Genomic DNA, 12,615 nt, shown 5'->3' with positions numbered 1-12,615 from the left:
AAGGGGTAATTATGATTAAAATTTCAAATTTACATAAGTTTTATGGAAAAAATTCTAACAAGATAGAAGTTTTAAAGGGAATTGATTTATCTTTTGATGAAGGAAAAATAATTTGTATTTTAGGTCCTTCTGGCTCTGGAAAATCTACCTTGTTGAATATTATTGGTGGAATTGAAACAATTGACATAGGAAATGTTAATATTTTGGGTCAAAATTTAGGTGAATTAAATAAAAAAGATTTGGAAATTTTTAGGCGTAATAATTTGGGATTTGTTTTTCAATTTTATAATTTAATTAGTGATTTAAATGTTATAGAAAATATTGAGCTTGGTAAATTTTTGTCTGATAATCCTCTTGATATTGATGATTTGATTGATAATCTTGGTTTATCTGACCAAAAATATAAATTCCCAAATGAAATTTCTGGAGGTCAAGCTCAAAGAACTTCTATTGCAAGGGCTATGGTAAAAAGCCCTAGAATTTTAATTTGTGATGAGCCAACTGGTGCTCTTGATTATGAAAGTGCCAAGGATGTTTTGAATTTAATTGAAAATTTAAATAAAATTTATAATTCTACGATTTTAATTGCAACTCACAATACTAATATAAGTAAAATGTGTGATATTATTTTAAATTTACATGATGGTAAAATAAAGAATCTTTTTGTAAATCCAAATAAAATATCTGCTAAGGAGGTTTCTTGGTAATGAAAAATCCTCTTAATAAAAGAATTTATAGGCAAATAAAATCTAATCCTTTTAAATTTTTTTCTATTTTTTTAACTTTAACCATTTTAATTATTTTTTCATCATCATTTTTTACTGCCCAACAGTCTATTAAACATTTGTATTACAAGCAAATTGATGATGGAAAAGTTGAGGATGGAGAATTTGTTTGTATTGATAAACTATCTAATAAAACAATCAAAGCCTTGGAAGATCTTTCTTTGAATGTTTATGAAAATTTTTATTTTGACGAAAACTATCATGATGATAGGACTTTAAGAGTTTTTAAAAATAGAAATAATATCAATATTAGTCAAATTTTTGATGGAAGATTGGCAAATAATGACAATGAAATTGCTATTTCTGCTAATTATGCAAGGGCAAATAAAATAAATATAGGGGATTTTTTGAAAATTAAAAATAAAAAATATCTCGTGACAGGCCTTGTTTCTTTGCCTGACTATTCTACTCTTCTTAAAAATAGGGAAGATATTGTTATGGATACAGGATATTTTGGTGTTTGTCTTTTGTCTTCTAAAACTTTTGATAAGATAAAGGATAAAAAAATTGTTTATAATTATTCTTATCATGATAAATTTTCTAAAAATAGTAAAGTTGCAAATAAAAGGCTTAAAAATTTTGGAAAAATTATCAATAAAAATAATCTAATGATTGATGGTGTTACAAGATATGATAATAAATGCATAACTTATATTATGGATGATATGGATGGGGATGTGCCTACTATGATTTCGGCTAGTATTTTATTATTTATTTCTCTAGCCTTTATTAGTGCTGTGCAAATAAAAAATTTAATCGAAAATGAATCTCCAATAATTGGTTGTCTTTTAGCTTCTGGTTACAAAAAAAAGGAATTATTAAAAAATTATATGGCTATGCCTTTGTTTTTGGCAATTTTGGCATCCATTTGTGGAAATTTTATAGCCTTTACTTATTTTTATAAAAAATATGCTGATGTATATTATCTTTCCTTTGAACTACCAAAATTTGAGCTAAATACAAGCTATCTTACCTTTGCATTTACGACTATTTTGCCTATTTTTATATATTTAGTAATTAATTTTTTTGTTGTATATTTTTCTTTAAATCACAATCCTATTGACTTTTTGAGAAAAAATTTATATAAGAAAAATAAAATATCAAAACTTAAATTGAAAAATTTTTCTTTTATGCAAAAGACAAAACTAAGATTGATATTAAACAACAAACTAAATTTTCTAGCCCTACTATTTGGAATTTTCTTAGCAAATTTGCTTTTGGTTTTCTCTCTTTGCCTTGAACCTTCTTTTGAAAATTATGCAAAAAAAATGAAAGATGAGATGAAATATGACCATATTTACTTTGTAAAGACAAAGGATGAACTCATAAAATCAGATATGGCTAGCATTGTAAATGTAAATTTGGTAAATTTTGATGACAAAAAAATTCAAATTTATGGAGTTGATAAAAATAGCAAGTATGATAATGAAAATTTAAATGAGCTTAATAAATATGAAGTTGTTATATCATACGGTCTTGCACAAAGATTTAATCTAGAAAAAAATGATACAATAGAAGTCTTAAACTCTTATAATAATAAAACTAATACCTTAAAGATTAAAAAAATTGATGATAAGATAAAAACTTTGCAAATTTTAACAAATAGACAAAACTTAAATAAATTAATAGGAAAAGATTCTTCGTATTTTAATAGTTACTTATCAGATAAAAAGTTAGATATTTCAAAAGAAAATTTAATAACAGAGATAAACAAAAAGGATATGACAAAATTTATGGACCATTTTTTTGACCACTTTAAATTTGTTTTTAAAATTGTCCTTCTTGTTTCGCTAGCCTTTTATTTTATAATAACGAGCGTTATTTCAACAACTATTATTGATAAATCAAAAGAAAATATAAGCTACCTTAAAATATTTGGATTTAAAGATAGAGAAGTTGTAAAAATATACATCAATACCATACTCTTTTTACTAGTAATTTTTGAGATTGTTCTAATGCCACTACTGAATACAATACTAAAATTTTTAATAAAAATTTCCATGGAAAAAATAGATATTTTTGTGGATATATCTATCCCAAATAAAATATTTGCCTTTGCATTTTTCTTGAGTTTACTTACTTTTATAATTACACAAATTATTGAAAGCTATAAAATTTCAAAATTAGACATGGTAAAAGAGCTTAAAAATATCAATGGATAAATAAAAATTACACCTTGGTATCTGATGCTTTTGCTTATTTTTTAAATCTCCTTTTATATTTGCTAATTTATTATGTCGATTTCTACAATAAAATTTAAAAAATCAAATTTTGGGTATATCAATATATATGAGTGGAAAATATATATAAAAAAGGAGCTAATAATGAAAATAAAAAATGTAACCGTAGCTGGTGGTGGCGTTTTGGGTGCTCAAATTGCATACGTCACAGCTTTTCATGGATTTAATGTAACGATTTGGGGAAGAAGTGAAGGTTCTATTGAAAGAATTAAGCCAAGAATTGAAAATTTACACAATATTTTTTCTAAGGAGCTTATGGCTTGTCCTTCATATATTGGAGCTGAAAATCCAAATTACCCTAGGTCTTTTTTCAAGGATAAAAACGAAATTACTAATGAAAAAATAGAAGAATTAAAAAATGTAAATGAAAAAATTTTCAAAGAAATAAAATACACTACTGACTTGAATGAGGCTTTTTCTGATGCTGATCTTGTTATTGAGGCAATTGCAGAAATTGTTGATGAAAAGAAAGATTTTTATGAAAAAATTTCTTCTTATTTAAAGGAAGATACAATTATTGCAACAAATTCTTCAACTTTCTTGCCTTCAACTTTCAGAGAATATACTGGTAGACAAGACAAATTTTTAAGTCTTCACTTTGCTAACTCAATTTGGAGACAAAATCTTGCTGAGGTAATGAAGCATGACAAAACAAGTGATGAGGCTTTTGAAAGTGTTATTGATTTTGCAAAAAATATAGGTATGTATCCAGCTGTAATCAAAAAAGAGCAAGCAGGATATATTTTAAATTCTTTGCTTGTTCCATTTATTAACGCCGGTCTAAATCTTTATGGAAATGATGTTGCTGATCCAAAAGATATAGATATGGATTGGAAAATCGGAACTGGCTCTCCAAGAGGACCTTTCGAAATAATTGATATAGTTGGTATTACAACTGTAATAAATATTTCAAAAACAAATCCTCAAGCAAATGATCCAAATTCTCCAATTGCAAAAGCTATTAAAAAATTGGAAGAAAGAGCTGCCAAAGGCTTAAAGGGTATTGAAACTGGCGAAGGATTTTATAAATATAAATAAAAATATAAGGCGATAAATTATTTTTATCGCCTAAGACTGTTGACAAAGTAGGTGCAAATGCACCTACTTTTTAAACTTCTAAAGGAATGTGTTTAAATTCATTTACATCAAACAATCCTTTGTCTGTCATCTTTATATCCGGTATAACCGGTAGAGCCATAAATCCAAGAGTCATAAATGGATCTATTCCATCTCCTACTCCAAGCTCTTTTGCTTTTTCTAATAATTTCTTGATCTCTTCATGTACTTCTGTCATTGATTTACTACTCATAATGCCTGCTATATCAAGTCTTAAAGACCCTTCTAATTTTCCATTTGAAGATATTGCCATTCCACCACTCATCTCATCTATTTTCTTTATTACGTTTAGCATATCTTCATCATTGTCCCCAATAACAACTAAATTATGGCTATCGTGTGCTATTGTAGTTCCAACAGCGGCATTTTTTATATCATATCCCTTTATCAATCCTATTGCTATTGCAGAATTTCCGGTGTGTCTTTCAATTACCACTATTTTTCTTATTCCGTCATCTGAGTATTCGAAGTAACCATCTTTTACATCTACATCACAGATAATTTTCTTAGTTAAAAGTGATTCTTTTTCCATTTCAATTACATGGACTCTGTTTGAATTCAATCTAAGTTTTAAATCTTCTAATTTAAAATCTCTTATATTCATTTTTGAAAGTACCTTTGGAGAAAGTTTTTGTGGAAAATCTACTATTACTTTTCCATCTTCTGCTACTTTCTTGCCTCCAATGAAAACTGCTTTTGCGTTTATGTTATTCAAATCATCGAATAAAAAGAAATCTGCAACATACCCCGGTGCAATTGCCCCTGAATTTTCCATTTTGTAACACTGAGCCGGATTTAAAGTTGCCATTTTAATTGCATATAAAGGTTCCATCCCCAATTTAATTGCTTTTCTCACATTGTTATCTACATTTCCATCTTTTAACAAGTCTTGCGGATGTCTATCATCTGTACAGAAGAAACAACGACTTATGTTATCTTTTGTAACTCCTTTTATCAGTGCTTCTAAATTTTTAGCAGCTGTACCTTCTCTTAATTGAATGTACATTCCTCGGCGAATCTTTTCTTTCATTTCATCTACAGCTGAACACTCATGGTCTGTTAAAATACCAGCTAGTACATAATCGTCCAACGCCTTTCCTGATAAAAGTGGGGCGTGTCCATCTACTACCTTATTGCTATTTTTAGCCAAGTCAATTTTTTCCAAGATGTCTTCTGAGCGATTTACTGTTCCAACAAAATCCATCATTTCTCCTAACCCCAAAACTCTCGGATCATTTATCATCTCTTTATAATCGCAAGCTTTTAAAATAGCTCCACTTGTTTCAAATGGTGTACATGGAACGCATGATGGCAACATTACATATACATGTGCCGGTAGATCTTTTGTTTCATCTATTATGTATTCAAGCCCATCAAGCCCACACACATTTGCTATCTCATGTGGATCTGCTATTATAGTTGAAACTCCTCTTGCAACTAAACATTTTAAAAATTCAGCTGGAGATACCATAGAAGACTCTATGTGCACGTGTCCGTCAGTCATAGTTGGTGATAGGTAGGATCCTTTTGCATCTACAATCTCATCTGCATCTTCATAATCTCCAATGCCAATAATTTTTCCATTCTTCACTGCTACATTTCCCTTGTAAATTTCATTTTGAAACACATCTATTACTTTGACATCTTTTATTATCAAATTCGCTTTCATATCACTCTTTAACATTTCTCTCTCCTTATAAAAATAACATTTTAACTAAAGACAAAATTCCCATAGCATACATTGGTAAAGATATTTGTTTAAATTTACCAGTTATAATATTTAATACTACATAAGATAAAATTCCTATCATAATACCATCCGCAATACTGTAAGTAAGAGGAATTATGATAAAGGTTAAAAATGCAGGTATAGCTTCTGTTATATTATCAAAATCTATAGCTTTTACTGCACTTGTCACTGCCATAAGTCCTGTTCGCCCTCCCTCTTCTATGCCGGCTGAAGTTTTTAATGTTGTTCCCACAACACTTGTTCCTAAACACCCCGCTACAATTGTTCCTAAAGAATCTACTAGAAAAGATTTATTCATATCTTTTGCTTCATTATTTTCATCTGTTAATCCCGCTTTTATTGAAAGGCCTGTTACAGTCCCTATATTGTTAAAAATAGACATGAAAATAAAAACGAATACACATACAGCCATGTCTGTAGTAAAAATTTAATGAGCAGTTAAACAGAAACAATCAGCCCAGATATTATAACATTCATTAAAAATTTAATAATATTAGAAAACCCAGGAGATTTTTCCTGGGTTTGTCTTCATTCTGAGGCGATAAATTATTTTTATCGCCTTTTAAATTTTTGTAAGCCCAGCTAATCCAAATAAATAATTTACAAATTATTTCTCAAAATCTTCCCTCAAAATACCATAAACACAAGAATCAACAATCCCCTGATTATTATAATCAGCCTTTCTTAACCTACCCTCATAAACAAGACCACATCTTTCCATAACCTTGCCAGAATAAGGATTATTAGGATCATGAGAAGATTCGATCCTATCAAAACCAAGAGAAAATAAAAAAGAAATTATAGCAGAAAAAGCCTCAGAGGTATATCCCATATTCCAAAATTTTTTCCCAATACAATAACCAATATGACAAGAATTAACACTTTTATCAATAGAAATCACACTAATGGTTCCAATCGGTTCAGCTAATTCTTTAAGTTCAATAATCCATTGAAAGAAATCATCATTTTTATAAGAATCAACCCAGTTTTTTATAACTTTTTCACTTTCAAGAACATTTTTATGAGCTTTCCATCTTAAAAACTTAGTAACTTCCTCATCATCCATCCAATTCTTATAAGCCAAAGATGCATCAGAAATCTTAGCCTTTCTTAAAATTAACCTATTAGTAAAAATTTTTTTAGTTAAGTTCATAAAATTATCCTCATTATTAAATATTTTTACATATATATTAACATACTAGATTTTCAAAAGTAAACTAAAACTTTAAATAAATTAAAACACAAAAAATGAGCTGTTGAAACAGCCCAGACTGTTGACAAAGTATACAAATCCTCATGCTAAGAATATCATACGGAAAAAATTGATTTGATTTCAAATTTTAAAATTCGTCAAAAAACGCACTGTTTGAGCGTTAGCAAGTTTGCGTTTTTAGAATTTTGGAATTTAGAAATCAACAATTTTTGAAGTCCGATATTCGTGCTTGAGGGTTTGTCTACGCTCTGAGCTGTTGAAACAGCCCATTTTTTATTAATTTTTTAAATTTCCTTTATTATTTTTAGTTTATATGTTACTATTGTTTCGCCATTTTCTCTTTGCATTTTTAAATTATATTTTTCTCCACACAAAAGTTTTATCCTATTATTTACATTTTCCATGCCTATTCCTCCAAGTTTTGTTGGAATATTTTCTTTTTTTTCTTTTGGACCAAGTCCGTTATCTATTATTTTTATTATTAAATATTCTGGATTTTTTTCTACTATAATTTTAATGTAAGACTTGGATTTTTTTTCTCTTATTCCGTGATAAATTGCATTTTCTATTATTGGTTGGAGTATTAATTTTGGAACGTATAGACTGCTTGTTTGTATTTTTTTTATAAATTCGTAGGTAAATTTATTGTCATATCTTATTTTTTGTATATCTAGGTAATTTTTTGCATGCCCTATTTCCTTATCAAGTTTTACGAAATCTTCGTCAATGTTTAGGCTGTTTCTTAGAAGCATTCCTAAATTTTTGGTTACTTTTATTGCTTTTTCATTTTCGCCAAATTCTACAAGCCACAAAATTGTATCCAAGGTATTGTATAAAAAATGTGGATTTATTTGGCTTTGGAGAGCTTTGACTTGGTAGGTTCTTTTTTGTTCTTCTTTTTTTTCTATATCTTCTGTTAGAACAAAAATCCTATCTATTAGGTTGTTGTATTCTTTTGTTAAGATTTGTATTTCACTTGATGCTTGAGGGAGTGATTCTATTTTATATAATTTTTTGTCGGTTTTTTTGATTTCTCCAATCAAATAAATTATTGGTTTGCTTATTTTTTTTGACACAAAAATCGACACTAACAAAGTCAAAACAAAAACGATTAGGGCGAGAATTAGGGAGCTTTCTATTAATTGTTTTTTTAAATTAGAAATTGCGTTTGAAAAGGAAATTCCTACTAGCTTCCATTGGGTATTTGGAATAAAAACATTGGATGAAACAAAATCCATTTTTTCTGGTTTCATCCTCTTTTTTAAAAGTTTTTCGTAATCTTTTTTGCCAAAATCTTCCATATTTTTTGATTTAAAAAGGAGTTCTTCTTCTGAGGACAAAATAAAAACATAGCCATCTTTTCCAAAATTTATTGTCGATAAAAAATCTTCCAAAAATTTATAGGAAAGATTTATAACCACAAAGCCCAATCTTTTGTTGTTTTTATCTTTAATTTCTTTGGAAATACTTATTATATTTTTTGACGAATCGCTAGATATTTTTGAAAAATCAGCCTTGCTTGCAAATGCCATATTATTTGAATTTATAAGTTTTTTATACCAAGAAATATTTTTCATATCCTTATTTGTTTCTAAATTTACTTTCTCATTTGAGATAATATTTCCATTTTCAGAAACTAGGAAAATTTTTTTTATAAATTCATCGCTTTTTTCGCTAACTTTTATTATGTCTTTCAAATTTTTAAAATCCGTCTTATCATCCATTATATTTTGACTTTCGGCTGACATAGCCAACAGACTTGCAAGGTTTTTGTTTTTTTCTAGATAGCTTGCCACATAAATACTTGCATTTTTGACTTCTTGGCTTGTTTCTTCTTTTTCGTATTTCATAAGCTTTGAAGAACTTTGCTTGTACCAAGAAAAAAGCATTAGAGATATTATAAGAATAGAAATTACAAAAAAGCAAGCACTTATTTTGAATTCTATTTTTTTGAAAATCTTTTTCATTTATTTTTTCCTAATTTGTTTTGGACTTTTGCCAAAATATTTTTTAAATTTATTAGAAAAATATGAAACATCATAGATACCAACGGCATCTGCTATCTCTTGATTTTTCATATCGCTTGTCAAAAGCAAAATCCTTGCCTTTTCCATTCTCAATTTATTGGATAAATCCTGGAAAGATAAACCGTAAATTTCTTTTATCAAACTGCTTAAATAATTATTATTGTAACCAATGTCGCTTGCCATCTTATTTAAAGAAAAATCTTCACAAAATACATTTTTATCAATATATTTTTTTATATCCTCATAAGATTCTTTTGCCTTTAAATTCTCATCATTATACTCTTTCAAAGACTCATTTTTTCTGTTAATATTAAGCTTATTTACAGCAGTTTTTAACATATATTCTACATCTTTTTTGCTAACAGGTTTTAAAATATAATCGTCCACCTTTGCCCTAATAGCAGCTTGGGCATAATCAAAATAATTGTAGCCTGTAAGAATTAACAAGTAAGAATCTGGATTTTTCTCCTTTATTTTTTTACTAGCACTAAGACCATCAACTATAGGCATATTTATATCCATTATAACTATATCTATCTTGTTTTTTAAGGCCAAATCAACAGCCTCTTTCCCATTTTCCGCCTCAAAAACTTGATCAATTTCCAAACTCTCAAAATCTATTAAATTTTTTATGCCCTTTCTTATGATTGATTCATCATCTGCTATTAACAATTTATACATAATCCCCTACTTTACAAGATGTTTTAAATATCCATATCCCCTATCTTCCATATCTTTAAGTGGAATAAATTTAATCGAAGCTGAATTTATACAAAAACGAAGACCGCCAAGTTCTTCAGGGCCATCATTAAAAACATGCCCCAAATGAGAATCCCCAGACCTACTTCTCACTTCAGTTCTGTTCATATTATACGACTTATCTTCACGATATGTCACAACATCTTTGGCTATTGGCTTAGAAAAAGATGGCCAACCACAACCCGAATCAAATTTATCACTTGATGAAAACAAAGGCTCGCCAGTTGCTACATCAACATAAATACCTTTTTCCTTATTATCCCAATATTCATTAGAAAAAGAAGATTCAGTTTCATTTTTTTGAGTAACCCTATATTGAATATCCGTAAGTTTTCTCTTCAAATCATCATCCGATGGTTTTGGGTATTTAGCAGGGTCAATCACAACTTCATTAGCCTTCGATAAATCAATATGACAATATCCATTCGGATTTTTCCTCAAATAATCTTGATGATAATCTTCAGCCACAGTAAAATTTTTAAGTTTCATATTTTCAACCACAATTTTTTCGCTGTATTTTTTTGCCTGAAAATTCATAACCTTATCAATAACTTCCTTATCAGAATCATCCACATAATAAATCCCAGTCCTATATTGACTTCCCCTATCATTTCCTTGTTTATTAAGGCTAGTTGGATCAATTATTTTAAAATAATGATTAAGCAAGTCCTCAAGCTTTATTTTTTTACTATCATAAGTTACTTCCACAGTTTCTGCATAGCCACTTTTGCCACTACTTACCGTTTTATAAGTCGGATTATTAACCTTTCCGTTTGCATAACCACTTACAGCATCATAAACCCCATAAATTCTTTGCATATATTCCTCAACACCCCAAAAACAACCACCAGCTAGGTAGATTTTTTTAAGATCATCCTTAGAATAATTTCCCTTTTCTTTTTCCATATTTTTTTGATTTTCCATTTCCTTTAAATTTTTCTTATTATTAGAGTCAATAATTTCATCAATTTTTTTGCCAATTTCTTCATTTGTGCTAGAAATATTTCCATTATCCTTAGACTTATTCTTAGATTTATTAGAACAAGCCACCAAAAAGATAGCACAAATCAAAAAAACAAAAATAAATTTACTTTTCATACAAAACTCCTATTTAATCTGTTTAAAAATTTCATTAATAGTATCCTTATCCAAAGCCCCCGGAGCAACCTTGACAAGCTTACCCTCAGAATCCAAAAATACATTTGTAGGAGTAGATTTAACATTAAATTTTTTAATAAAATCCCCACTCGTATCATACAAAGTATTAATATTTTTATATTCCAAACCGTCAAACCATTTAATAAAATCCTTCTTAGATTTTTCCCCCATTTGGTCAGGAGCAACCACACTTACAACCTGATAATCCCCATTACCATTAGACAATTCATCCAATTCACCAAGACTTGACAAACAAATAGGACACCAAGAAGCCCAAAACTTAATATAAGTTTTCTTTCCCTTAAAAGAATCCAAAGAAACCTTGTTTCCGTCCCTATCCTCAAGATTCAAAGAATTATCACTATCTTTATTTTCCTTACTATTACTTGAAATATTTTTATCCTTCATATCATTCATATTTTTATCCGCCGATTTTTCACTAGAGCATGCACTAAGAGCAAAAGCTATAACTAAAAACGGAATTGCTAAAGATTTTTTCATATATCCTCCTAAATAAATAAATTATTAAAAAATGAAGTAAGATTAGGCAATTGATTAGTCATAAGAACAACGCCCATTACCATTATCAAAAATCCACCCAAACGTTTCATAAAAATAAGATGCTTTCTAAAAAAATCAAAATTTTTATTAAGAGTAGATGATAAAACAGCCATCAATAAAAACGGAACCATAAGGCCAAAAGAATAAACTAGCATCATAAAAGCCCCATAAAATTCCTTACCACTACTTGCAGAAGTAAGAAGAACCGCTCCAAGAATTGGACCAACACAAGGCGTCCAACCCAAAGAAAAAGAAAGCCCCATAAGATAAGTCCCCAAAGCCTTAGTTTTCTTATTTTTAAAATTAACAGTCTTAGTAACATTCAATCTTTCAATATTAATAATTTCCATTTGATGAAGACCCAGCAAAAACACAATAAGTCCCCCAATAAAAATTACCCATCTATTATTAACAAATTTTCCAAAAAAACCTGCACCAAAACCCAAAATAACAAAACTAGTAGCAAGACCCAAAATAAAAGTCATAGTTTTAATAATAGCACCAATATTTATATAAATTTTTCCAAATTTAAAATTTTTATATTCTCCCCTTTGATCCGTAATGATACCAATATAAGCAGGCATCAAAGAAAAAGTACAAGGAGCAAAAAACGATAAAAAGCCAGCAATAAAAACCGAGCTTAAAAGTAATTGATTTTCAATCATAAATACCTCCTTTTTTTATAATATAATTATAAAATGAAGGAAAAAATAATAGAATAGAAATATCTTATGTAAAATATAAAAATAATCAGATATTAAAAAAATAAAATAAAAAATACAAGCAAAAAATAAATTTAAAATCAAAAAAATTATATTTATAGACAACAAAAAAGACTAGCTTATGCTAGTCTTGATTGTTTGGCAACTTCCTAGTCTCCCGGGAGGTCTCCCTCCGAGTACCATCGGCGTTAGAAGGCTTAACTTCTGTGTTCGGTATGGGAACAGGTGTATCCCTTCTGCTATCGTCACCAGATATTTAATATACTGTTTTTACCTTTTTAATT

The 12,615-nt window shown here is 28.6% G+C and carries 11 protein-coding genes and 1 rRNA gene; 3 read left to right on the top strand and 9 right to left on the bottom strand.

What is annotated here, in order from left to right; translation table 11 throughout:
* Positions 1-11: 11 nt before the first annotated feature.
* The 3 genes from HMPREF0078_RS07990 (at position 12) to HMPREF0078_RS07980 (ending at position 4,063) form a co-directional block, all read left to right on the top strand.
* Positions 12-707 carry an ABC transporter ATP-binding protein gene (locus tag HMPREF0078_RS07990; RefSeq protein ID WP_004839644.1) on the top strand — a complete coding sequence of 232 codons (696 nt, stop codon included), beginning with the start codon at positions 12-14 and terminating at the stop codon, positions 705-707.
* Positions 707-2,947, top strand: a complete 2,241-nt coding sequence (locus HMPREF0078_RS07985; RefSeq protein WP_004839643.1) for an ABC transporter permease — start codon at positions 707-709, stop codon at positions 2,945-2,947. Before HMPREF0078_RS07990 ends, HMPREF0078_RS07985 begins: the two co-directional genes overlap by 1 nt.
* 162 nt (positions 2,948-3,109) lie before the next feature.
* The gene (locus HMPREF0078_RS07980) at positions 3,110-4,063 is read left to right on the top strand and encodes a 3-hydroxyacyl-CoA dehydrogenase (RefSeq protein WP_039920649.1); all 954 of its coding nucleotides are present in this window, start codon (positions 3,110-3,112) and stop codon (positions 4,061-4,063) included.
* Between the two features lie 70 nt (positions 4,064-4,133).
* Here the strand turns inward: HMPREF0078_RS07980 and ade are convergent, their stop codons facing one another.
* The 9 genes from ade to rrf form a co-directional block, all read right to left on the bottom strand.
* Entirely contained in the window at positions 4,134-5,825 is a 1,692-nt protein-coding gene (ade, locus tag HMPREF0078_RS07975) for an adenine deaminase (RefSeq protein WP_004839641.1), read from the bottom strand.
* Between the two features lie 10 nt (positions 5,826-5,835).
* Positions 5,836-6,303, bottom strand: coding sequence for a solute carrier family 23 protein (locus HMPREF0078_RS07970; protein ID WP_155811440.1), 468 nt, complete (start codon positions 6,301-6,303; stop codon positions 5,836-5,838).
* Between the two features lie 195 nt (positions 6,304-6,498).
* Entirely contained in the window at positions 6,499-7,044 is a 546-nt protein-coding gene (locus HMPREF0078_RS07965) for a GNAT family N-acetyltransferase (protein WP_004839639.1), read from the bottom strand.
* Positions 7,045-7,388: 344 nt separating this feature from the next.
* Entirely contained in the window at positions 7,389-9,071 is a 1,683-nt protein-coding gene (locus HMPREF0078_RS07960; protein ID WP_004839638.1) for a sensor histidine kinase, read from the bottom strand.
* Positions 9,072-9,812 (bottom strand): response regulator transcription factor, encoded by a 741-nt coding sequence (locus HMPREF0078_RS07955; protein ID WP_004839637.1) that lies wholly within the window; start codon positions 9,810-9,812, stop codon positions 9,072-9,074.
* Positions 9,813-9,818: 6 nt separating this feature from the next.
* A complete protein-coding gene (gene msrB / locus HMPREF0078_RS07950; RefSeq protein ID WP_004839636.1) occupies positions 9,819-10,988 on the bottom strand; it encodes a peptide-methionine (R)-S-oxide reductase MsrB in 1,170 nt (389 codons plus the stop codon).
* A gap of 9 nt (positions 10,989-10,997) precedes the next feature.
* Positions 10,998-11,549 carry a redoxin family protein gene (locus HMPREF0078_RS07945; RefSeq protein ID WP_004839635.1) on the bottom strand — a complete coding sequence of 184 codons (552 nt, stop codon included), beginning with the start codon at positions 11,547-11,549 and terminating at the stop codon, positions 10,998-11,000.
* Positions 11,550-11,557: 8 nt separating this feature from the next.
* Positions 11,558-12,274 carry a cytochrome c biogenesis CcdA family protein gene (locus HMPREF0078_RS07940; protein ID WP_004839634.1) on the bottom strand — a complete coding sequence of 239 codons (717 nt, stop codon included), beginning with the start codon at positions 12,272-12,274 and terminating at the stop codon, positions 11,558-11,560.
* Between the two features lie 193 nt (positions 12,275-12,467).
* Positions 12,468-12,584, bottom strand: a 5S ribosomal RNA gene (gene rrf / locus HMPREF0078_RS07935).
* Between the last annotated feature and the right edge of the window lie 31 nt (positions 12,585-12,615).

This window comes from Anaerococcus vaginalis ATCC 51170, from assembly GCF_000163295.1.
In the GTDB taxonomy this organism is placed as follows: domain Bacteria; phylum Bacillota; class Clostridia; order Tissierellales; family Peptoniphilaceae; genus Anaerococcus; species Anaerococcus vaginalis.
Note: the sequence above shows the minus strand (reverse complement) of the source record. Positions and strands in the feature narration are given on the sequence as shown.

Coding starts and splice junctions, on each gene's coding strand:
- HMPREF0078_RS07990 (WP_004839644.1), top strand. CDS start 12: ATGATTAAAATTTCAAATTTACATAAGTTTTATGGAAAAAATTCTAAC.
- HMPREF0078_RS07985 (WP_004839643.1), top strand. CDS start 707: ATGAAAAATCCTCTTAATAAAAGAATTTATAGGCAAATAAAATCTAAT.
- HMPREF0078_RS07980 (WP_039920649.1), top strand. CDS start 3,110: ATGAAAATAAAAAATGTAACCGTAGCTGGTGGTGGCGTTTTGGGTGCT.
- ade (WP_004839641.1), bottom strand. CDS start 5,825: ATGTTAAAGAGTGATATGAAAGCGAATTTGATAATAAAAGATGTCAAA.
- HMPREF0078_RS07970 (WP_155811440.1), bottom strand. CDS start 6,303: ATGGCTGTATGTGTATTCGTTTTTATTTTCATGTCTATTTTTAACAAT.
- HMPREF0078_RS07965 (WP_004839639.1), bottom strand. CDS start 7,044: ATGAACTTAACTAAAAAAATTTTTACTAATAGGTTAATTTTAAGAAAG.
- HMPREF0078_RS07960 (WP_004839638.1), bottom strand. CDS start 9,071: ATGAAAAAGATTTTCAAAAAAATAGAATTCAAAATAAGTGCTTGCTTT.
- HMPREF0078_RS07955 (WP_004839637.1), bottom strand. CDS start 9,812: ATGTATAAATTGTTAATAGCAGATGATGAATCAATCATAAGAAAGGGC.
- msrB (WP_004839636.1), bottom strand. CDS start 10,988: ATGAAAAGTAAATTTATTTTTGTTTTTTTGATTTGTGCTATCTTTTTG.
- HMPREF0078_RS07945 (WP_004839635.1), bottom strand. CDS start 11,549: ATGAAAAAATCTTTAGCAATTCCGTTTTTAGTTATAGCTTTTGCTCTT.
- HMPREF0078_RS07940 (WP_004839634.1), bottom strand. CDS start 12,274: ATGATTGAAAATCAATTACTTTTAAGCTCGGTTTTTATTGCTGGCTTT.